This is a genomic window from Streptomyces sp. NPDC048392 (genome assembly GCF_043200575.1).
GTDB lineage: Bacteria > Actinomycetota > Actinomycetes > Streptomycetales > Streptomycetaceae > Streptomyces.
The window spans coordinates 71,186-93,104 of the sequence record NZ_JBICYB010000025.1; the positions used below are offsets into that span (position 1 = coordinate 71,186).

At 72.7% G+C, this 21,919-nt stretch carries 17 protein-coding genes and 1 pseudogene; 13 read left to right on the forward strand and 5 right to left on the reverse strand.

The features are described from left to right. Window positions 1-44 precede the first annotated feature (44 nt). From ACGFYH_RS27280 to ACGFYH_RS27290, 3 genes are read right to left on the reverse strand one after another with little or no spacing between them, the layout of a single operon-like run. The gene (locus ACGFYH_RS27280) at window positions 45-1,376 is read right to left on the reverse strand and encodes a coenzyme F420-0:L-glutamate ligase (RefSeq protein WP_393805815.1); all 1,332 of its coding nucleotides are present in this window, start codon (window positions 1,374-1,376) and stop codon (window positions 45-47) included. Beyond that, on the reverse strand, window positions 1,373-2,332 hold the full coding sequence (gene cofD / locus ACGFYH_RS27285) for a 2-phospho-L-lactate transferase (protein ID WP_393805816.1): 960 nt from the start codon (window positions 2,330-2,332) through the stop codon (window positions 1,373-1,375). The genes ACGFYH_RS27280 and cofD overlap by 4 nt, the downstream gene beginning before the upstream one ends. Window positions 2,333-2,376: 44 nt before the next feature. Beyond that, entirely contained in the window at window positions 2,377-2,886 is a 510-nt protein-coding gene (locus ACGFYH_RS27290; protein ID WP_393805817.1) for a cysteine dioxygenase, read from the reverse strand. Window positions 2,887-3,571: 685 nt separating this feature from the next. Between ACGFYH_RS27290 and ACGFYH_RS27295 the strand changes: the two genes are divergently transcribed. The 3 genes from ACGFYH_RS27295 to ACGFYH_RS27305 all read left to right on the forward strand — a co-directional run bounded on the left by ACGFYH_RS27295 (window position 3,572) and on the right by ACGFYH_RS27305 (window position 9,372). Then, window positions 3,572-3,835, forward strand: a complete 264-nt coding sequence (locus tag ACGFYH_RS27295; RefSeq protein ID WP_006134669.1) for a WhiB family transcriptional regulator — start codon at window positions 3,572-3,574, stop codon at window positions 3,833-3,835. A 174-nt stretch (window positions 3,836-4,009) separates the two neighbouring features. Next, window positions 4,010-7,819, forward strand: a complete 3,810-nt coding sequence (locus ACGFYH_RS27300) for a glycosyltransferase (RefSeq protein WP_393805818.1) — start codon at window positions 4,010-4,012, stop codon at window positions 7,817-7,819. Beyond that, window positions 7,816-9,372 (forward strand): DUF5719 family protein, encoded by a 1,557-nt coding sequence (locus tag ACGFYH_RS27305; protein WP_393805819.1) that lies wholly within the window; start codon window positions 7,816-7,818, stop codon window positions 9,370-9,372. Before ACGFYH_RS27300 ends, ACGFYH_RS27305 begins: the two co-directional genes overlap by 4 nt. Before the next feature lie 70 nt (window positions 9,373-9,442). On the opposite strand, the gene ACGFYH_RS27310 is transcribed toward ACGFYH_RS27305, so the two are convergent. Further along, window positions 9,443-9,895 (reverse strand): metallopeptidase family protein, encoded by a 453-nt coding sequence (locus ACGFYH_RS27310; RefSeq protein ID WP_393805832.1) that lies wholly within the window; start codon window positions 9,893-9,895, stop codon window positions 9,443-9,445. Between the two features lie 295 nt (window positions 9,896-10,190). Here ACGFYH_RS27310 and ACGFYH_RS27315 point away from each other — a divergent pair, with 295 nt between their 5' ends. From ACGFYH_RS27315 to ACGFYH_RS27355, 9 genes and pseudogenes are all read left to right on the forward strand, one after another. Continuing rightward, window positions 10,191-10,613 (forward strand): DUF3499 domain-containing protein, encoded by a 423-nt coding sequence (locus ACGFYH_RS27315; RefSeq protein WP_393805820.1) that lies wholly within the window; start codon window positions 10,191-10,193, stop codon window positions 10,611-10,613. A 72-nt stretch (window positions 10,614-10,685) separates the two neighbouring features. Continuing rightward, window positions 10,686-11,315 (forward strand): annotated as a pseudogene (locus tag ACGFYH_RS27320) (L-lactate permease); the annotation flags it as partial. An 83-nt stretch (window positions 11,316-11,398) separates the two neighbouring features. Then, the gene (locus ACGFYH_RS27325) at window positions 11,399-12,763 is read left to right on the forward strand and encodes a phosphomannomutase/phosphoglucomutase (RefSeq protein ID WP_393805821.1); all 1,365 of its coding nucleotides are present in this window, start codon (window positions 11,399-11,401) and stop codon (window positions 12,761-12,763) included. 253 nt (window positions 12,764-13,016) lie between these two features. Further along, complete coding sequence (locus ACGFYH_RS27330; protein WP_225840427.1) at window positions 13,017-13,187, forward strand: Trm112 family protein; 171 nt, start codon at window positions 13,017-13,019, stop codon at window positions 13,185-13,187. A 107-nt stretch (window positions 13,188-13,294) separates the two neighbouring features. Beyond that, window positions 13,295-14,422, forward strand: a complete 1,128-nt coding sequence (locus tag ACGFYH_RS27335; protein WP_393805822.1) for an SIS domain-containing protein — start codon at window positions 13,295-13,297, stop codon at window positions 14,420-14,422. Window positions 14,423-14,550: 128 nt separating this feature from the next. Beyond that, window positions 14,551-15,702 (forward strand): mannose-6-phosphate isomerase, class I, encoded by a 1,152-nt coding sequence (manA, locus tag ACGFYH_RS27340; protein WP_393805823.1) that lies wholly within the window; start codon window positions 14,551-14,553, stop codon window positions 15,700-15,702. Window positions 15,703-15,849: 147 nt separating this feature from the next. After that, complete coding sequence (locus ACGFYH_RS27345) at window positions 15,850-16,830, forward strand: cation diffusion facilitator family transporter (protein WP_393805824.1); 981 nt, start codon at window positions 15,850-15,852, stop codon at window positions 16,828-16,830. Between the two features lie 335 nt (window positions 16,831-17,165). After that, entirely contained in the window at window positions 17,166-18,623 is a 1,458-nt protein-coding gene (ahcY, locus tag ACGFYH_RS27350) for an adenosylhomocysteinase (RefSeq protein WP_393805825.1), read from the forward strand. A 115-nt stretch (window positions 18,624-18,738) separates the two neighbouring features. Further along, window positions 18,739-19,353, forward strand: a complete 615-nt coding sequence (locus tag ACGFYH_RS27355) for a hypothetical protein (RefSeq protein ID WP_393805826.1) — start codon at window positions 18,739-18,741, stop codon at window positions 19,351-19,353. Window positions 19,354-19,404: 51 nt separating this feature from the next. On the opposite strand, the gene ACGFYH_RS27360 is transcribed toward ACGFYH_RS27355, so the two are convergent. Continuing rightward, complete coding sequence (locus ACGFYH_RS27360; RefSeq protein ID WP_393805827.1) at window positions 19,405-20,388, reverse strand: RDD family protein; 984 nt, start codon at window positions 20,386-20,388, stop codon at window positions 19,405-19,407. A 126-nt stretch (window positions 20,389-20,514) separates the two neighbouring features. Between ACGFYH_RS27360 and ACGFYH_RS27365 the strand changes: the two genes are divergently transcribed. Next, window positions 20,515-21,522 (forward strand): stage II sporulation protein M, encoded by a 1,008-nt coding sequence (locus ACGFYH_RS27365; protein WP_393805828.1) that lies wholly within the window; start codon window positions 20,515-20,517, stop codon window positions 21,520-21,522. Window positions 21,523-21,919: the final 397 nt, after the last annotated feature.

Genomic DNA, 21,919 nt, shown 5'->3' on the forward strand with positions numbered 1-21,919 from the left:
CCTGCGAGGAGCCCCTACGAGGGTAGAGGCTCACCCGGAAAGGCTCACCGCACCGTGACGAACGCCCCCGCGTCCCGCTCCGGCCGGGCCTTCGGCTCCTCCGCCGGATGCCCGACCGCCACCGCTCCCATCGGGTCCCAGTCGCCGGGCAGTCCGAGCACCTCCCGTACGACGTCCCGGCAGAACATCGTCGAGGACACCCACGCCGAGCCCAGCCGCTCCCCGGCGAGCGCGACGAGCAGGTTCTGCACGCCCGCGCCGGTGGCGACCACGAACATCTCCCGCTCGGCCCCGTCGCGCCGCGCGTCCCCGTAGGTGTGCGAACCGTCCATGACCAGGCAGGGGACGACGAGGTAGGGCGCGTTGCGCAGCACGTCGCCGCGCCGGACGCGCCTGGCGACGGACTCCTCAGTCCTGCCGTCCCGCCGCAGGTCCGCGATCCAGGCGTCCCGCATCGCGTCCAGCAGCCGGGTGCGGGAGTCCTCGGACTCCAGGAGCACGAAGCGCCACGGCGTCGTGTGGTGCGGCGCCGGTGCGGTCACGGCCGCGGCCACCGCCCGGCGCACGGCACCGGGATCGACCGGCTCGCCGGTGAAGGCCCGTACCGTGCGGCGCTGCGTGACCGCCTGCCGTACCGCCTCCGAGGTGCCGAGGCGGAACATGTCGTCGCGCGCGCCGCGCACCATCGCCCGCGCGCCCTCGCCGTCGTCCTCGGCGACCACCTGCGGCAGCCCGCGCACGACGGCGACGGGCAGGCCCGCGGCCTTGCCCTTGACCAGGTCGCCCGCGGCGGCCAGCTCGTCGGCGGTGGCGACGACGGTGGCGCCGAGCGGATTGCCGTGTGCGTCCGTGCCGCCGCGCAGGTCGTCGAGGACCCGCACGCCCGAGGCGCCGATCGCCACGTCCGTGAGCCCGGCCCGCCAGGGCCGTCCGAAGGTGTCGGTGACGACCACGCCGACGTCCACGCCCAGCGTGTCGCGGAGCCCTTCGCGGATGCCGCGCGCCGAGGCGTCGGGGTCCTCGGGGAGCAGCAGTACCGTCCCGGACGGGGTGTTGGAGGCGTCGACACCGGCCGCGGCCATGACCAGGCCCTGACGGTTCTCGACGATGCGCAGGGGGCCGCGCCGGGCCACCACCCGTACGGTCTCCGCGTCGATCGCGGCCTCCCGGTCGGCGGCCCGGACGACACGGCCCTCGGCCTTGGACACGATCTTGGACGTGACGAGCAGCACGTCCCCGTCGGCCAGTGCGGGCTCGGCCGCCGCGATCAGCTTGGCCAGGTCGTCGCCTGGCTGCACCTCGGGCAGACCGGGCAGCGCCCACACCCGGTAGCCCTCCCGGCGGCCGGGGGCGTCCTCCCGCGTGTCGTCGCTCATGCCTCCCGGGCCTCCTCCGCCAGCGTCAGCGCCTCCCGGGCCATCTGCGCCGTCGCGTCGAGGCCGGTCATCATCAGCGGGACGGCGCGGCAGAGGATGCCGGCCGCCTTCACGCGCGTGACGGCGTCCGCGTCGACCGTGTCGACCAGCCAGCCGTCGAGCAGGCCCGAGCCGTAGTACTCGGCGACCGCGGTCGCGGTGGACTCCACGCCGACCGCCGCGAGCACCTTGTCGGCCATCCCGCGCACGGGCGCGTCCCCGACGATGGGGGACAGGCCCACCACCGGCACCCCGGCGTCGGCGATCGCCTCCCGGATGCCGGGCACGGCGAGGATCGTGCCGAGGGAGACGACCGGGTTGGAGGGCGGGAAGAGGATGACGTCCGCCTCCGCGATGGCCTCCAGGACGCCGGGCGCCGGCTTGGCCTGCTCGGCACCGACCGGCACGACCGCCTCGGCCGGGACGGAGGCACGCAGGCGTACCCAGTACTCCTGGAAGTGGACCGCCTTGCGCTCCCCGTCCAGTTCGACCGCCACATGCGTCTCCACGCGGTCGTCGGTCATCGGGATGAGGTGCACGCCGGGCTTCCAGCGGTCGCAGAGCGCCTGCGTCACCGCGCTGAGCGGATAACCGGCGGCGATCATCTGTGTCCGCACGATGTGCGTGGCGAAGTCGCGGTCGCCGAGGCCGAACCACTCGGGCCCGACGCCGTACGCCGCCAGTTCCTCCTTGAGGTGGAACGTCTCGTCCGCCCGCCCCCAGCCCTGCTCCTCGTCGATGCCGCCGCCGAGCGTGTACATCACCGTGTCGAGATCCGGGCAGACCTTCAGCCCGAAGAGGTGGATGTCGTCCCCGGTGTTGCCGATGACCGTGATGTCCGCGTCCGGCGCGGCCTGCCTGAGACCACGCAGGAACCGGGCACCGCCGATGCCGCCTGCCAGAACCACAATGCGCATGGCCCCAGTCTTGCAGGCGGGTACGACAGCGCGTCAGCCAGTCGTCACCGTGCCGGTGCGGCGTCGGCGTCCAGGGCGGCGGCCGGGCACTGCGGGGAGTGCATCGGCATCGTGGTCAGGCCCGGGTGGTAGACGTGCAGGCTGACCGCGGGCTCCACCGCGTCGTTTACCACCTCGTGCACGTGCCCCGGCGCGAACACGCGTTGCGTACCGGCGCCCAACGCGTGCGTGCCGCGCTCCGTGCGCTCGGTGAGGGTGCCCTCCAGGACGGTCCACACGCCGGAGGAAGGGCCGTGGTCGTGGCGTCCGCTGCCCTGTCCCGGCACCCAGGACAGCAGCCAGACGTCGTACCCGGGGCCGGTGCGCAGCCGGTGGTACCAGCGTGTCGTCGCGTCGTACCGGACGAGGTGCTCCCACGCGCCGCGGTCGGCGGCGATGGAGCGGACCAGGCCGGCGAACTCGGCGACGGTGGACGGGTGCTCGCGCGGTGCCCGCAGGAGGTGGGGGACTTCGAGGATGTCGCCGGCGATCTGGAGGTCGCTGTCGCTGTTCATGGGTGCGTGGTTCCTCGGCGGAAGAGTGCGGTGGAGCGGAGCGAATGACGAAGAGCGCCCTGGTGGGGCGGGAACGCGGCAGTCGAGTCGCGTGGACTCGGAGACAGCCGGAGCGCGGTTGGCTCAACAGCTGGAACAGCGGCAACAGCTACAGCGAGTGCGGGCAGCACCGTGGGACCCGGCGGTGCGGGTCGAGGCGAGCGCCAAGTTCGCGAGCATGCCCCCAAGGACAGCGGTTCACACCAGCACTGTCAACTCGATGCCCGTTATGTGGGACATGTTTCACCTCATCCGGTTGATCGCGCTGACGAAAGGTTTGCTCAGACGACTTCCGGGACACATGGCGCACAAGCCGGGCGCACAACCCCCGTTGCGATCCCGTGATCCGAATGTGATCAGGTTCGCTTCGGTGTGTGTATCGGAACGGGATCGAATGTCCGGGCGTCCTTCCTGGTGCAGGTGTTGAACCGGACGGGTGTCCTGGCGGACCTCTTTGGTATGTCAAGGTTTATGGCGATTTGAACACTTACTGCATGGCCTTGGTTCCGCAGAGTGAATAAGGGGCCCAATAGCAGATCTCGGCTTGACTCGCCCGGAGCAGCACACTTGTAATTTCACTCGTGTCGTTCAGCCGGAATCGGTAACGGCTAGATCACGGGGACGCGAAGACAGACGAGGGGCGCACATGACCGAGCTGGTGCAGCAACTGCTGGTCGACGACGCGGACGAGGAACTCGGCTGGCAGGAGCGCGCACTGTGCGCCCAGACCGACCCCGAGTCCTTCTTTCCCGAGAAGGGCGGCTCCACCCGCGAGGCCAAGAAGGTCTGCCTCGCCTGCGAGGTCCGCTCCGAATGCCTCGAGTACGCCCTCGCCCACGACGAGCGCTTCGGCATCTGGGGCGGCCTCTCCGAGAGGGAACGCCGCCGGCTCAAGAAGGCCGCGGTCTGACGCGACGGCGGAAACGGCCCGGACAGCGGGAACGGCCCGTCGCGGGTGGGTTGTCCACAGGCGGCGGGCCGCCCCTGTGTCCAGCCGATAGTGTGGGCGCTCGTCCGAGACGCCCCGCCGCCCCCACAGGCACGGGCGTCCACCGCAGTCCACCGAACCGGGGCCCGTACCTCGATGTCCGTGCAGAGTCACACGGCAGCCCAGCACGACCTCGCTGCCACACCTGAGTTCCCGCGTCACGTGGTGACCGCGGTCCTCGTCGCCCACGACGGAGCCCGCTGGCTGCCCGACGCGCTCGCCGGGCTGCTCGGCCAGGAGCGCCCCGTCCAGTACGCCGTGGCCGCCGACACCGGCAGTGCCGACGACTCCTCCCGGCTGGTCGGCGACGCCCTCGGCGACGACCGCGTGCTCCACCTCGCCCGGCGCACCGGCTTCGGCCAGGCCGTCGAGGAGGCAGCCCGCACCGCTCCCGTCCTCACCCCCGAGGACCTGCCGTACCTGAGGCGGCCCAGCGGCTGGGACCCCGTCACGCGCACCTGGCGCGACGACGCCTACGACATGCCGGAGCTGCCCCACGGGGAGCCGGTCCAGTGGCTGTGGCTGCTGCACGACGACTGCGCCCCCGAACCCGACGCCCTCGCCCAGCTGCTGCGCGTGGTGGACACCGAGTACGAACTCGGCCGCGAGGACGTCGCCGTCGTGGGCCCCAAACTCCGCGGCTGGTACGACCGCAGGCAGCTGCTGGAGGTCGGCGTCTCCATCGCCAACTCCGGCCGCCGCTGGACCGGTCTGGACCGCCGCGAACAGGACCAGGGCCAGCACGACCACGTCCGGTCCGTGCTGTCGGTGTCCACCGCGGGCATGCTGATCCGGCGTGATGTCTTCGAGCGGCTCGGCGGATTCGACCGGCGGCTGCCCCTGATGCGCGACGACGTCGACCTGTGCTGGCGCGCGCACGCCGCCGGACTGCGCGTCCTCGTCGCCCCGGAGGCGGTCGTCCGCCACGCCGAGGCGGCCTCGCGCGAACGCCGCACCGTCGACTGCGCCGGCCGCACCACCGCCTCCCCGCACAAGGTGGACAAGGCCGGGGCCGTCCACACCCTCCTCGTCAACGTCCGCACCGCCGCCCTGCCCTGGGTGCTGCTGCGCGTCGTCCTCGGCACGCTGCTGCGGACCGTCGCCTACCTCGTCGGCAAGGTCCCCGGCCAGGCCCTCGACGAGATCCGGGGCCTGCTGGGCGTCCTGCTGCGGCCCGAGCGCATCGTCGCCGGACGGCGCGAACGGGGGCGCCCGCAGGCCGGGAAGGACGAACTGCGGCCCCTGTTCCCGCCCCCCGGCGCGACCGTCCGCGCCACCTTCGAACAGGTCGCGGGTGATCTCTTCGGCAGTTCCGACGCCGAGACCGCCGCGGGCGCCGGCCGGCACGGCGGGGCCATCGAGTCCGGACCCGGCGGCGACGACGCCGACTTCCTGGAGATCGAGCAGTTCGCCCGCCTCAAGCGCGTCGCCCGCAAGCCCGGTCCGGTGCTCTTCCTGGTGCTGCTGCTCGTCTCCCTGGCCGCCTGCCGCTCGCTCCTGGGCGGCGGCGCCCTGGCGGGCGGCGCGCTGCTGCCGGCACCGGCAGGCGCCGGCGAGCTGTGGTCGCGGTACGTGGACGCCTGGCACACGGTCGGCACCGGCGGCACCGCACCGGCGCCGCCCTACCTCGCGATCGTCGCCACCCTCGCGACCGTACTGCTCGGCTCCACCGGACTCGCCGTCACCCTGCTGCTGGTCTGCTCGGTGCCCCTGGCGGGCGCCACCGCCTACTTCGCCTCCCGGCCGCTGGTCCCGTCCCGGCTCCTGCGCGCCTGGGCGGCCGTCGCCTACGCCTTCCTGCCCGCCGTCACCGGCGCACTCGCCGGCGGCCGCATCGGTACCGCCGTCCTCGCCGTACTGCTGCCGCTCATCGCGCGTGCGGGTGCCGCGGCGGCCGGTCTGGCCAACTCGTCCGGCGCCCGCGGCAGCTGGCGCGCCACCTGGGCGTACGCACTGCTGCTGACGATCACCACCGCCTTCACGCCCGTCGTGTGGCCGGTCGCGCTGCTCCTGGGCATCGGCGTCCTGGCCCTGCGCCGCGGCGAGATCACGGCGTACGGGCTGCGCTTCCTCGCCCAGCTCGGCACCCCGATGCTGCTGCTCGCCCCCTGGTCGCTGTCGCTGCCGCCGTTCGGCTTCTTCGGCGAGGCCGGCCTCGAGTACGGCCCCTCGGCCGCCTCCGCCCTCGACCTGCTCGGCGCCGGCCCCGGCGGCCCCGGCACGGTGGGCGGGCTGTTCCTCGTCGGCATCGTGCTGGCCGCGCTGGCCGCCCTGCTGCGCTCCGAGCGGCAGTTGGGGGTCCGGACCGCCTGGGCCGTCGCCCTGGTCGCCCTGGTCTTCTCGGTCCTGTCCAACCGCTCCGCCTGGGCCGGGCCAGCCACCCTCGTCTACGGCCTCGCCCTGCTGTCCGCCGCGACCCTCGGCGCCGACGGGGCGCGCTTCCGGGTGGCCGAACAGAGCTTCGGCTGGCGCCAGCCCGTCGCCGCCCTGATCGCCCTCGCCTCGGCCGTCGGCCCGCTGATCGCCGCCGTCGGCTGGGTGTTCGGGGGCGCCGACGGTCCCCTGGAGCGACGCGACCCCGTGCAGGTGCCCGCGTTCGTCGCCGAGGAGAGCCACACCCGCGACCAGGCCCGCACCCTCGTCCTCGACAGCGACTCCGCCACCCACGTGGGCTACATGCTGGTCCGCGGCTCCGGCGCCCGCCTCGGCGACGGCGAACTGGCCGCCGGCGACGGCGGGAACAGCGGGCTCGACAAGATCGTCGCCAACCTCGTGGCCGGCTCCGGCGCCGACCAGGCCGATCAGCTCGGCGGCTTCGCCGTGCGCTACGTGCTCGTGCACAAGGGAGCGCCCCGCGAGGTCACCCGCGTCCTGGACGCCACGCCCGGCCTGAGCAGGCTCAGCCAGCAGGACGGCAGCGGACTGTGGCGGGTGGACCAGGAGGTCGCGCGCGCGACCGTCGTGTCCGGCGAGAAGTCCGGTACCGGTGAGCCCGTGGCGGCCGGGCCGGTCGAGATCCACACCGACATCAAGGCGGGCTCCGACGGCCGTGTGCTGCGCCTCGCGGACACCGCCGCCGAGGGCTGGACGGCGACCCTGGACGGCAAGCCGCTCACCCGCACCACGGTCGACGGCTGGGCCCAGGGCTTCGAACTCCCCGCCTCCGGCGGCAGGCTGGACGTCACCTACGACGCTCCGTTCACGCACACCGCCTGGCTGTGGACCCAGGGCCTCCTCGCCGTCGTCCTGGTCGTCCTCGCCCTGCCCGGCAGACGCCGCGACGTCGACGACGACCTGCCCGACGAACCGCTCGTCCCCGCCCAGGCCGTCGAGGGCGAAGGACGCCGGGCACGGCGACTGCGGGCCCAGGCCGAGGCCGACGCCCCAGCCGAGGCAGGTGGAGAGGCAGGGCCCGAGCCGGGCCCCGAGGCGGCGGGTGACGTCGCAGGGGAGCCCGAGCCGTCCGCCGCGGCACCCGTGCCGGTCCCCCAGCAGCCGGCGTACGGCGAATGGGAATCGACGGGGTACACCGGCGCCGAGTACGGCACCTACGGCACGTACGACGGCGAGCAGTACCAGGGCGCCCAGCAGTACGACCCGGCCGCGTACGGCCAACAGCAGCCGTACCAGGGAGACCCGTACCCGGCGGACGCCTACCAGGGCGGTCACGACGGCCGGAACGACCAGGGCGCGCAGTACGGGGCGGGCCAGTACGACCCCTACGCCTACGGCGACCCGACACAGGCTCAGGAGGGCGGCTACGACCCCGCGTTCGACCAGGCCTACGGCCAGGGCGGGTACGACGCGCCGTACGACCCTTCTCAGCCCCAGCAGCCCCAGCAGCCCCAGCAGCCCCAGCAGCCCCACGGCCCGGGCAGTGAGCGTTCCGACGGGAGCCAGCAGTGAAGCGCACGACCCTGTCCCTGATCGCCTGCGCGACCGCGCTCGCCGCCGTCACCGGGTTCGCGGCGGTGTCCGCCCCGGACGACTCCGGCACGGACACCGCGGCGCCGGCCGCCCGGCTTCCCGTGGAGCGCACCAGCCGGCTGTGCCCGGCGCCCAGCACCTCCGACCTGGCCGAGACCGTGTACACGTCCTTCACGCCCGTCACGGAGGGCGCCGCCGAGAAGGGCAGCGCCGCACTCCTGACGGCGGAGTCGGACGACGCCACCGGCGAGGGCAAGGACGGCAAGGGCGGCAAGGGCGGCGGAAAGTCCGACAAGAAGGACGGGAAGGACGGGAAGGACGGGAAGAGCGGGAAGGACGAGAAGCCGGCCGTCCGGCCCAAGGCCCCCGGCACGCCCGTCACCGGGAAGACCTCCGGCGCCGACACACCCGCGCTGATCGGCACCGCCGAGGGAGGCAACGCGCCCGGGTGGACGGTCCAGCAGACCACGGAGGTCGCCGCCGGGACGGGCCGGGGACTGCAGGGCGTCAACTGCACCGCCCCGGACACCGAGTTCTGGTTCCCCGGCGCCAGCACGGCGGCCGGCCGCACCGACTACCTGCACCTGACCAACCCCGACGACTCGGCGGCTGTCGTCGACATCGAGCTGTACGGCAAGGACGGAGCTCTGAAGTCCACGGTGGGGGAGGGCCTCACGGTTCCGCCGCACGCCAGTGAGTCCCTCCTGCTGTCCACGCTCAGCGACGTGAAGCTGACCGACCTGACCGTGCACGTCGGTGTGCGCAGTGGACGGGTCGGCGCCGCGGTGCAGGCCCTGGACGACAAGACAGGTGGCGACTGGCTGGCCGCGGCCGCGGACCCGGCGGGCGACCTCGTCCTGCCGGGCATCCCGAAGGACGCCACCGCCGTACGCCTGGTGCTGTTCACTCCCGGTGGCACGGACGCCGACCTGAAGGTGCGGCTCGCCTCGCCGTCCGGGCTGATCACGCCCGCCGGCCACGAGACGGTGCACGTCAAGGCCGGCATGACGACGGGCGTCGACCTCGGCGAGGTCACGCGTGGCGAGGCCGGTTCGCTGGTGCTGACACCGACGGGCCGGCCGGTACCGGTCGTGGCCGCCGTCCGGGTCGTGCGGGGCAAGGGCGACGAGCGGGAGTCGGCGTTCATCCCGGCTTCCGACCCGGTCGGCGCGCGCGCGACGTCCGCGGACAACCGCGCCAGGAGCACGACCCTCTCCTTGTCCGCACCCGGCGAGGCCGCGCAGGTCAAGGTCACGGCGTCGGCGGGCACCGAGGGCGGCACGCCGGCGACCAAGACGTACACGGTCAAGGCGGGAACGACCCAGAACGTCGACGCACCGGTCCCCGCGGGACTCAAGGGTTCCTACGCGCTGACCGTCGAGACCGTCTCCGGCGGCCCGGTCCACGCGTCGCGCACCCTGACCGGTGCGGACGAGGACCTGGCGTCCTTCACCGTCCAGACCCTCCCCGACGACCGGGGGACGGTCTCGGTGCCGAACGCGGACGAGGACTTCTCGGTCCTGCAGAAGTAGCGGCGGCGTGAGCGGCGACGGACACGCGGTGCGGTGGACGGAGCGAGCCACCGCGCACGGCGCCCGCCGCTCAGTCCTCCCCGTACCGCGGGTCCACCGTCTCCGGCGTCAGCCCCAGCAGCTCCGCGACCTGTTCGACGACGACCTCGTGCACCAGCAGCGCGCGCTCGTCCCGCCCCTTGGTCCGGATCTCGACCGGCCGCCGGTACACGACGACCCGCCCCCGCCGCCCGTCCCGCGAGGGCACCGCGCCCCCGAGCGGAACCGCCTCGTCGTTCCACGGCTCCCCGGCCGCGGCCGGCCGCGGCACGTCGAGGACGAGGAAGTCGATGTCGGCGAGCTGCGGCCACCGCCGCTCCAGGCGCTCCACGGAGTCCTGCACCAGGTCCGCGAACGCCTCGCCGCGGCTCGCGGCGAGCGGCACCTGCGGGGGCGCGACCGGGCCGCGCATGCCCCGACCGTGGCGATCACGACGGCGGGGCCCAGGGCGGCCGGCATCACGGGGCGTCACGGAGTTGTCCATCACTGGTGAAGGGTAGTCCCCGCCGAGATGGCGTGCCCGACCGCACACGCGCCCCGGGCGGTGTGGCGGCGGGCCTGCTCCGCTTGTCGCCGGATGACTATTCCAGCCAAGGTTGGGCTCGATTCCGTATCTCTCCGTGACCATGGACCTCAAGGCAAATGTCGCTGTTTGTATCAGGTCGTGACCGGTTCCCGAGCCCCGCGGACTCCTGGGCGCCGGCGTCGGCACAGGTCAGAGGGCCGTGTTCCGAACGCGCCACCGGGCGTTTCACGCCACGACACAGGGGTGTGACCCGGTGCAGAGTCGTCGCGGCCCGCTCAAGAGTGCGGTACCGTCCAACATCGTGAGCCCTGTACGTCGCTGTTCGCGCACCGCCTGCGGCCGTCCCGCCGTCGCGACGCTGACGTACGTCTACGCCGACTCGACCGCGGTCCTCGGCCCGCTCGCCACCTACGCCGAACCCCACTGCTACGACCTGTGCGCCGAGCACTCCGAGCGCCTCACCGCCCCGCGCGGCTGGGAGGTCGTCCGTCTGCTCGACGGGTCGGCCCCGGCCCGTCCCAGCGGCGACGACCTGGAGGCGCTCGCCAACGCGGTGCGCGAGGCGGCCCGGCCGCAGGAGCGCGCGGCCGAGGCGGGCGGCGGCGCGCGGAGGGCCGACCCGATGGAGGTCGCGCGCCGCGGCCATCTGCGCGTGCTGCGCTCGCCGGACAACTGAGCCCCGCTCCCGCCCGCTCGCACCTTTCATCCGTCACGCCGTAGGCCACATCCGGTTGCCGCGCACCCATTGACGTCGTCCTACGACTGGCCGTTCCTCGACGTGGCCGGCCCCGGGGGCCGGCCGGTCGGCGGGAACGTCTTCTCCTGGCCGATCGTCGCCACCGGCGGCACGCTCGTGCTGTTCGCCGGGCTGGCCACGGCCGTCGTCCTCGGCGTGCACGCGCGCGTGGCGGTCACGGAGTGGCTCGCGACCGTGCGCGAACTACGGTTCGCGATCCTCACCGTCACCTCCGTCCTCGCCCACGTCATGAACCTCTCCGGGCAGGCCGCCACCATCGGTCACTTCGTCGCCGCGGCCGGTGCCGGGCTCGCCTTCCTCTCACCCGTGCTCGGCTGGTTCGGCGTCGCCGTCTCCGGCTCCGACACCTCGGCCAACGCGCTCTTCGGCGCGCTCCAGGTGACCGCCGCGCGCGAATCCGGTCTGTCACCCGAACTGCTGGCCGCGGCCAACAGCTCCGGCGGCGTCCTGGGCAAGACGATCTCCCCGCAGAACCTCACCATCGCCTGCGCGGCCGTCGGACTCGTCGGCCGCGAGGGCGACCTGCTGCGCAGGGTGCTGCCCTGGAGCCTGGGCCTGCTGCTGGTCATGTGCCTGATCGTCGTCGGACAGTCCACGGTGGTCCTGGGCTGGATGCCGCCCTGGCCTCCGGGAACCTTCCGGGCGGTCTGCCGGTGCTTGCGGGTAGTTTGTGGGCTCCGACAGGACTTTCAGGAAGGTTGGCCGTGGCTGCTGATCTGTCGCAGATCGTGAAGGCGTACGACGTACGCGGTGTCGTCCCGGACCAGTGGGACGAGCCGCTGGCCGAGCTGTTCGGCGCGGCCTTCGCCGAGCTGACCGGGGCGAGCGCCATCGTGGTCGGCCACGACATGCGGCCCTCGTCCCCGGGCCTGTCCCGCGCCTTCGCGCGCGGGGCGGCGGCCCGCGGCGCCGACGTGACCGAGATCGGCCTGTGCTCCACCGACCAGCTGTACTACGCCTCCGGCGCGCTGGACCTGCCGGGCGCCATGTTCACGGCCTCGCACAACCCCGCCCGGTACAACGGCATCAAGCTGTGCCGCGCGGGCGCCGCCCCGGTCGGCCAGGACACGGGCCTCACCGAGATCCGCGCGACGGTGGAGCGCTGGAGCGACTCCGGCGCCCCTGAGCCGTCCTCCCGCACCGGCACGGTCACCCGGCGCGACACGCTCGCCGACTACGCGACCCACCTGCGCTCCCTCGTCGACCTCACCACCATCCGCCCCCTCAAGGTCGTCGTCGACGCGGGCAACGGCATGGGCGGCCACACGGTCCCCCCGGTCTTCGCCGGCCTGCCCCTCGACCTCGTGCCGATGTACTTCGAACTGGACGGCACCTTCCCCCACCACGAGGCCAACCCGCTCGACCCGGCCAACCTCGTCGACCTCCAGAAACGGGTCCGCGAGGAGGGCGCCGACCTCGGCCTCGCCTTCGACGGCGACGCCGACCGCTGCTTCGTCGTCGACCAGAACGGCGACCCGGTCTCCCCGTCCGCCGTCACCGCCCTCGTCGCCGCCCGCGAACTGGCCCGCAACGGCGGCAGGGGCACGGTCATCCACAACCTGATCACCTCCTGGTCCGTCCCGGAGGTCGTGCGGGAGAACGGGGGCACACCCGCCCGCACGCGCGTGGGCCACTCCTTCATCAAGGCGGAGATGGCCAGGACCGGCGCCATCTTCGGCGGCGAGCACTCCGCGCACTACTACTTCCGCGACTTCTGGAACGCCGACACCGGCATGCTGGCCGCCCTCCACGTCCTCGCCGCCCTCGGCGAGCAGGACGGCCCGCTGTCCGGCCTGGTCGCCCAGTACGACCGCTACGCCGGCTCCGGGGAGATCAACTCCACCGTCGCCGACCAGCAGGCCCGCCTGGCCGCGATCAGGGCCGCGTACGAGGGCCGCGACGGCATCACCCTCGACGACCTCGACGGCCTCACCGTCACCGCGGCCGACTGGTGGTTCAACGTCCGCCCCTCCAACACGGAGCCCCTGCTTCGCCTGAACGCGGAGGCCCGGGACGAGACGACGATGCGCGAGGTACGCGACGAGGCTCTGGCGATCATCCGCTCCTAGCCGCGGGCAGCCGTGCAGCCGTGCAGCCGTGCAGCCGTGCAGCCGTGCCGCCGGGGCGGCAGGGCGGCACGGCGGCAGGGGTGGGCGCGGCGGCACCCCGCGGGCGCCGGGCCGCGCGCCCAGCGCCGAAGTCGGGCGCCCCAGCACCGAAGCCGGGCGCCCACTTCAACGCACGCGCCCCACACCAGCCCCGCCCGGCGGTACCCTGACCAGCACATCCACACACGCCCCACCGCCCACGAAGGGAACCCCCATGCCGCTCGAAGCCGGCCTCCTGGAGATCCTCGCCTGCCCGGCCTGCCACGCCCCCCTCGAGGAACAGGACACGGAGCTGGTCTGCACCGGCCAGGACTGCGGCCTGGCCTACCCGGTGCGCGACGGCATCCCCGTCCTCCTCGTCGACGAGGCCCGCCGCCCCGAGTGACCGGGGGCCAGACGCCCCGTCACGCGCCACCCGGTGAGCCGTCACCCGGCGACCCGGCGACGCCCGCGCAATCGAACGAACGCCCCGGCGATCGGAGAACTGCCGCCATGCTCGACGAATCGCTCCTCGACGCCCCGGAGCGCCTCACCGAGGCCGACCGTCGCGGCCTGCTCCGCGGCGCCGCCGAGGCCGGTGCCCGCGTACGCACCGCCGCCAGGCACGCCGCCGAGGCCGGCATCGGCAACCTCAAGCCGGACGGCCGCCCCCGCGCCGTCCTGATCGCAGGCCCCGGTGCCGCCGCCACCCAGGCCGCCGACCTCCTCGGCACCCTCGCCGGCGCCGGCAGCCCCGTCACCCGCCTCGCACCCACCGGCGTCGCCCCCGCCGCGGGCGCCCTGCGCTGGGAACTGCCGGGCTGGGCCGGTTCCGTGGACCTCCTGCTGATCGCCACCCCGGACGGCACCGAGCCAGGCCTGTCCCTGCTCGCCGAACAGGCCTACCGCCGCGGCTGCACGGTCGTGGCCGTCGCCCCCGCCCGCTCCCCGCTCAGCGAGTCGGTGAACGCCTCCCACGGCCTGTTCATCCCGATGGCGACCGCACCCTACGACCACGACGAGCCCCTCGCCGGTGCCGCTCCCGGCGTCCTGTGGGCGCTGCTCACCCCCCTCCTCGCGCTGCTGGACCGCACCGCGCTGCTCGACGCGCCGCCCGAGGCCATCGAGAAGGTCGCCGACCGCCTCGACGGCATCGCCGAACGCTGCGGGCCCGCCATCGTGACCTACAGCAATCCCGCCAAAACCCTCGCGGTCGAGCTGGCCGACTCCCTCCCCGTCGTGTGGACCGAGGGCACCTCCGCCGGACCCGCCGGCCGCCGCTTCGCCGCCGCGCTGGCCGAACTGTCCGGCACCCCGGCCGTCGTCGCCGAACTGCCCGAGGCGCTCGCCGCGCACAGCGCCCTGCTCGCCGGCCAACTCGCGGCGGGCGCCGACCCCGACGACTTCTTCCGTGACCGCGTGGACGAGGCACCCGCCCTGCACGCGCGCGTGGTGCTTCTGCGCGACCGCCCCAGCGGCGGCCTCACCGCCGCCCCCAACGCCCGTGAGCTGGCCCTCGGCCACGACACGCCGATCAGCGAGCTGGAGCCGGAGGCGGGCGGTGAACTGGAGACCCTTGCCGAACTGATCGCCGTCACGGATTTCGCCGCCGTTTACCTGGCGCTCGCCTCGGGCGCCTGATCCCGTACGGACCATCGCGTACGCGTGGGTACGCCGCGTACGCGTGGGTACGCACCGACACGCGCGCACGCGGGCGAGTAGGCGCACGTACGCGCACGCACCAGGACACGCACCGGCAGAGAGAGCCCATGGACCGCCTCGACAACACCGTCCGCCCCTACGCGTGGGGTTCCACCACCGCGATCCCGAACCTCCTCGGGACCGAGCCGACCGGCGAACCGCAGGCGGAGATGTGGATGGGAGCCCACCCCGGTGCGCCCTCCCGCACCGGCCGGGGCACCCTCGCCGAGGTCGTCGACGCCGACCCGGAGAAGGAACTGGGCGCCGCCTCCGTGGCCAGGTTCGGCCCCCGCCTGCCCTTCCTCCTCAAGCTCCTCGCCGCCGGCGCCCCGCTTTCCCTCCAGGTCCACCCCGACCTCGCGCAGGCCAGGGCCGGTTACGAGGACGAGGAGCGCCGGGGCGTACCGCTGGACGCCCCGTACCGCAACTACAAGGACGCCAACCACAAACCCGAACTCATCTGCGCCCTCACCGAGTTCGACGGCCTGTGCGGCTTCCGCACCCCGGCCGCGACGGCCGACCTGCTCGACGGCCTCGGCGTCGCCTCCCTCAAGCCCTACGTCGACCTGCTGCGCGCGCACCCCGAGGACGCCGCCCTGCGCGAGGTCCTCACCGCGATCCTCACGGCCGACCCGGAGGAGATGTCCCACACGGTCACCGAGGCCGCGGCCGCCTGCGACCGCCTCCACGGTGCCTACCGGCCGTACGCCGACATCGCCCACCACTACCCGGGCGACCCCGGCGTCCTCGCCGCGATGCTCCTCAACCACGTACGGCTCCAGCCCGGCGAGGCCCTGTACCTCGGCGCCGGCCTCCCGCACGCCTACCTGAACGGCCTCGGCGTCGAGATCATGGCCAACTCCGACAACGTCCTGCGCTGCGGCCTCACGCCCAAGCACGTCGATGTCCCGGAACTCCTGCGCATCGTCCGTTTCGAGGCCGGCGACCCCGGCGTCCTGCGCCCGGAGGCGTCCCCCGACGGCGAAGAGGTGTACGACACCCCGACCGACGAGTTCCGCCTGTCCCGCCACGTCCTGCCCGAGGGGTCGGGCGGCCACGACCTCACCCTGCCCACCCCGCAGATCCTGCTCTGCACGGCGGGCACCGTACGGGCGGGCGAACACGAACTGGCCCCCGGCCGCTCCGTCTTCGTCGCGGCGGGCGAAAGGGCCGTAGTGTCCGGTAACGGCACGGTCTTCCGTGCCACCGTGCGTGTCTGACGGGAATACGGCAACCCGGTACGGCGCACCGGTGCCCGGCCGGGCTGCAACAATGACCCACCGCAAAGGACGGGCAAAGCCGCTACCGGCTCAGCCCCTCCCGGGCGGCCTACACACGCAGGCGAAGGCGAAGGGACAACGCGACACATGAGCGCGTCAGGCGGTACCAAGGCGATCGTGGCGGCACTCGGCGCCAACCTCGCGATCGCTGTATCGAAGTTCGTGGCGTTCCTCTTCAGCGGCTCGTCGTCGATGCTCGCCGAGTCCGTGCACTCGCTCGCGGACTCCGGCAACCAAGCCCTGCTGCTGGTCGGCGGCAAGAAGGCCCAGCGCGAGGCCACTCCGCAGCACCCCTTCGGCTACGGCCGCGAGCGCTACATCTACGCCTTCCTCGTCTCCATCGTGCTCTTCTCGGTCGGCGGCATGTTCGCCCTCTACGAGGGCTACGAGAAGATCAAGCACCCGCATGACATCGAGCACTGGTACTGGCCCGTCGGCGTCCTCGTCTTCGCGATCGTCGCCGAGGGCTTCTCCTTCCGCACCGCCATCAGGGAATCCAACACCCTGCGCGGCAAGCAGTCCTGGACGGAGTTCGTCCGCCGCGCCAAGGCCCCCGAGCTGCCGGTCGTCCTTCTCGAGGACTTCGGCGCGCTCATCGGCCTGATCCTCGCCCTCGGTGGCGTCGGCCTCGCCCTGCTCACCGGCGACGGCGTCTGGGACGGCATCGGAACCCTGTGCATCGGCGTCCTGCTCATCGTGATCGCGCTCGTCCTGGCCGCCGAGACCAAGTCCCTGCTGCTCGGCGAGTCCGCGGGCATCGAGGACGTCCGGAAGATCGAGGGCGCGACGGTCGACGGCGACACCGTCACCCGCATCATCCACATGCGCACGCTCCACCTCGGGCCCGAGGAACTCCTCGTCGCCGCCAAGATCGCCGTCCGGCACGACGAGACGGCCGCCGAGGTCGCCGCGGCCATCGACGCCGCCGAGGCCCGCATCCGCGAGGCCGTCCCGATCGCCCGCGTCATCTACCTCGAACCGGATATCTACAGCGCGTCCGAGGCCGCCAAGGGCCCGGACTCCGAAGCGGCACCCGGCGGCCCGAGCACGCCGCCCGCCGCCCACTGAGCGCCTCACCTCTCACACCCACGGGCCCGCCGACCCGCTCGGCGGGCCCGTCGGCTTCCACGCCGACGCCTCCCGTCACGCTCGGTGAACGTCCGGAAGTCTTCGGAGGCGGACTGGGGACGACGGGTTCAGCGGTGTAGCTTGGGACGGAGCCAGACGTCGCTGCTGATGGCGGTCGGGCGGTCCAGGATGGACCGGCCGAGGGAGAGAGGGCCTCCGACGGACTGCGCTGCGCGCACGCGGGCATGCCTGTGTCCTCTTCTGGGCACCCTGTGTCCGCCGCCGCGCAGGTCAGCCGTATACCCACCTCGACCCAACCCGAGGAGCAGCCCGTAATGACGACTGTCGACAACCGACAGGACTTCAAGGTCGCCGATCTCTCCCTGGCCGCGTTCGGCCGCAAGGAGATCACCCTTGCCGAGCACGAGATGCCGGGCCTGATGTCGATCCGCAGGGAGTACGCGGACGCACAGCCCCTCGCCGGCGCCCGCGTCACCGGCTCCCTGCACATGACCGTGCAGACCGCCGTGCTCATCGAGACCCTGGTCGCCCTCGGCGCCGAGGTCCGCTGGGCCTCCTGCAACATCTTCTCCACGCAGGACCATGCGGCCGCCGCCGTCGCCGTCGGCCCGGACGGCACGCCGGACGACCCGCGGGGCGTCCCGGTCTTCGCCTGGAAGGGTGAGAGCCTCCAGGAGTACTGGTGGTGCACGGAGCAGGCGCTGACCTGGCCGGACACCCCCACCGGCGGCCCGAACATGATCCTGGACGACGGCGGTGACGCCACCCTCCTCGTCCACAAGGGCGTCGAGTACGAGAAGGACGGCAAGGTCCCGCCGGTCGACACCGCCGAGTCCGACGAGCACCGCGTCATCCTCGAACTCCTCACCCGCACGGTGAGCGAGAGCCCGCAGAAGTGGACCCGGCTCGCGTCCGAGATCCGCGGTGTGACCGAGGAGACCACGACCGGCGTCCACCGCCTGTACGAGATGCACCGCGACGGCACCCTCCTGTTCCCGGCGATCAACGTCAACGACGCGGTCACCAAGTCGAAGTTCGACAACAAGTACGGCTGCCGCCACTCGCTGATCGACGGCATCAACCGCGCCACCGACGTCCTGATCGGCGGCAAGACCGCCGTCGTCTGCGGCTACGGCGACGTGGGCAAGGGCTGCGCGGAGTCCCTGCGCGGCCAGGGCGCCCGCGTGATCATCACCGAGATCGACCCGATCTGCGCCCTGCAGGCGGCGATGGACGGCTACCAGGTCACGACGCTGGACGAGGTCGTCGACAAGGCTGACATCTTCGTCACCACGACCGGCAACAAGGACATCATCATGGCCTCGGACATGGCCAGGATGAAGCACCAGGCCATCGTCGGCAACATCGGCCACTTCGACAACGAGATCGACATGGCCGGCCTCGCCAAGACCCCCGGCATCGTCAGGGACGAGGTCAAGCCCCAGGTCCACACCTGGACCTACCCCGACGGCAAGGTGCTCATCGTCCTCTCCGAGGGCCGCCTGCTGAACCTGGGCAACGCCACCGGTCACCCGTCGTTCGTGATGTCCAACTCGTTCGCGGACCAGACCCTGGCCCAGATCGAACTGTTCACCAAGCCCGACGAGTACCCGACCGACGTCTACGTGCTGCCCAAGCACCTGGACGAGAAGGTCGCCCGGCTCCACCTCGACTCCCTCGGCGTCAAGCTGACCACGCTCCGTCCGGAGCAGGCCGACTACATCGGCGTCAAGGTCGAGGGCCCGTACAAGGCGGACCACTACCGCTACTGAGCCGCGTCGGCTCCTTTGAGACAGGCCCCCGCACCCCCGTGCCGGGGGCCTGTCCCGTTGGCGCCTCAGCGGACGGGCCGGCAGCCCGTCACGACCCAGCACCCCCAGGACACCCATGCCCCGCGGCCGCTATTCGCTCCACGATCCGCACGACCACACCCCCCTCGCAGAAGAACGCTTCCAATGCGCCCCCGGCCCCTCCGGCTGGCGCTACGTCTCCCGGCTGACCACGCCCGCCGGAGACCACCACGGCTCCGTCGACCTCGCTCTCGACGAACTCGGCCGCCCCATCCGCCTCGAACTTCACGCCGCCGACTGGCAGGTGCGCGGCGCCGCCATCGACGGCGTCACCTGGGTCCGTACCGATCCCACCGGAGTCCACGCCACCGAAGGCAATGCGCGCGCCCACGCCTTCACCGGCACCTCCCCGGCCTTCCTCGTCGCCGTCACCCGTCTCCTGCGCCTCACCCCCTCCCGGGCAGCCACCCGCGTACGCCTCGTCGCCCTGACCGACCCGGTCCTCGCCCCCCGTACCGTGGACCAGTCCTGGGCCTTGCTGAGAAGAGAAGCACACGCCACTGACAACGGCCCCCTCGTCGTGGACGAGTACCAGGTCACAGCCCTGGACACGGGCGAGCAGCACTCCGTGCACATCGCCGGCGACGTCGTACTCGCGGCCCCCGGCATCGAGCTGGAGGACCTGGAGACACCGCCGTCCCTGTTCCCTTGAGCGGCGCCGGGCCAACGCCGCCTGACCTGGGCCGCAGAAGGCCGGCCGTTCCTACGCCGGCGGCACGAACCCGGTTCCGGGGCGACCGTCCGACGGCACGTCCCGCGTCACCTCGGGCCGGTCTCCCGGCGACGGCGCGGCCGGCGGCTCCACGGACGGCGCCGCCGGGGACGGGACCGGTGACCGGACCGACGGCGGCATCGGCACCTCCGACGGAGCAGCGGGCGCGGCAGCAGGCGCAGGGGCCACCGGCCGCGCCGCCGCCGTACCCCCCGCACCCGCCGAGGCGCCGCCGAACGACCGCCGGGCCTCCCGGGCCTGCCTTTCCTGCAGCACCGCCGCCAGATAGGCGGGCGGCGGAACCTCCCGCGGCGCCGGAGCACCGGTGCGGGCCGCCACATCGGCGGCGAGCCGCTCGGCCATGGCCCAGCCGACACGGGCGTCCAGCTGCCCCATCCGCGTCAGGTACTGACGGACGGCAAGCCACAGATCGTCGGGCACCGCGGACAGGTCGAGCCCCGAGAACCGCCCCTCCAGCCAGGGCGGAGGCGGCGGCATGAAACCCGCCGACGAGAACGGCACCCTTTCCCGCACGACCAGCGTGCCCGCGAACACGTCACCGAGCCGGCGCCCCCGCGCCGACACCAGCGAGGCGATGCAGGCGATGACCCCGAACGTCATGAGGATCTCGACCACCCCGATCAGGCCCCGCACCAGCGAGTGCCGGAACCGGATCGGGCCGCCGTCGTCCCGCACCACCCGCAGCCCGCACGCCATCTTCCCGAGCGACCGCCCGTGGCTGAGCGTCTCCACAGCGATCGGCCCGCCCACCAGTACGAGGACGAACGCCGCGATCGACAGCGCGGTCTGCGCCGCAGGGTCCAAGGACGCGGTGGACACCACCAGCGCGACGGTCACCGCCACGTAGACGGCCACGGCCACCGCCAGGTCGAGCAGGACGGCCAGCGCCCTGCTGGGCAGCCTCGCGGGGCGCAGCTCCAGCGCCACCGCCTCGCCCGTCACCAGCTCACTCACGTCCGCCGCCCTTCCCCTGACTGCCCCCGTCCCCGCCAGTCTGCCAAGCTGAGGACGCACCGCGCCGCAGTACGACAAGCTGATCCACGACGAGCCGCCGACGATAGCCGAGGAGCAGGCACACCGATGGACCTCGACGTCTTCGTCTCCGCCCACCGCGCGGAGTGGGACCGCCTCGACGCACTGCTCCGGCGCAGACGCCGCCTGACCGGCGCCGAGACCGACGAACTCGTCGCCCTCTACCAGCGCACGGCCACGCACCTCTCCTTGATCCAGTCCAGCGCACCCGATCCCCAGCTGACCGGACGGCTCAGCCAACTGCTGGCACGCGCGCGTAGCGCGGTGACGGGCACACGACGTGCCTCCTGGCGCGACGTCACACGATTCCTGACCCGGCAGTTCCCGGCGGCCGTCTACCGGGCCCGCCACTGGTGGGTTCCCACGGCCCTCCTGTCGACCGCTGTCGCGGCGCTGCTCGGCTGGTGGATCGGCACCCACCCGGAGGTCCGGTCCACCATCGCGGCACCGAGCGAACTGCGCGAGCTCACCCGCCCGGGCGGCCAGTACGAGACGTACTACTCGAGCAACCCGGCCGCCTCTTTCGCCGCGCAGGTGTGGACGAACAACGCCTGGGCCGCAGCGCTCTGCCTGATCCTGGGCGTCTTCCTGGGGCTGCCCGTCATCTGGATCCTGTTCCAGAACATGCTCAACCTCGGGGTCGGATTCGGTCTGATGTCATCGGCCGGCCGCCTCGACACCTTCCTCGGTCTGGTTTTGCCCCACGGCCTGCTCGAACTGACGGCGGTCTTCGTGGCCGCGGGCACCGGTCTGCGTCTGGGCTGGACCCTCGTCGATCCGGGACCCCGCACGCGGCGCACCGCCCTCGCCGAAGAGGGCCGGGCCGCCATCGGCATGGCAGTCGGCCTGGCCCTCGTTCTCTTCGTATCGGGCGCCATCGAAGGCTTCGTCACCCCCTCCGGCCTGCCCACCTGGGCTCGCATCACCATCGGGGTCGTCGCCGAACTGGCCTTCCTCGCCTACGTCTACGTCCTGGGCGGCCGCGCCGTACGCACCGGCGACACGGGCGACCTCGATGCGGCCGAACGCAGCGCCACCGTGCCGACGGCCGCCTGATGTGCACCCGCCCCTGGTGAACTGCTAGTGTCCTCTTCGTTCCCGCAAGAGCCGTTGACACGGAGCGAGCGGGGAGGTAGATTTGAACAGTTGCCTCAAGACGGGTCCACCCCAGAGGGTGACAGTGCACATCTACCAGCTTCTCCGAATCGTTGCATTCGACGAAGCACTCTACCGATGAATCGGAACAAACGGCCGGTCTGACTGGTCCGGAAATTCTGATAAAGTCGGAGTCGCCGGAAAGGGAAACGCGAAAGCGGGCACCTGGAAAGCACCGAGGAAATCGGATCGGGAAGATCTGATAGAGTCGGAAACGCAAGACCGAAGGGAAGCGCCCGGAGGAAAGCCCGAGAGGGTGAGTACGAAGGAAGCGTCCGTTCCTTGAGAACTCAACAGC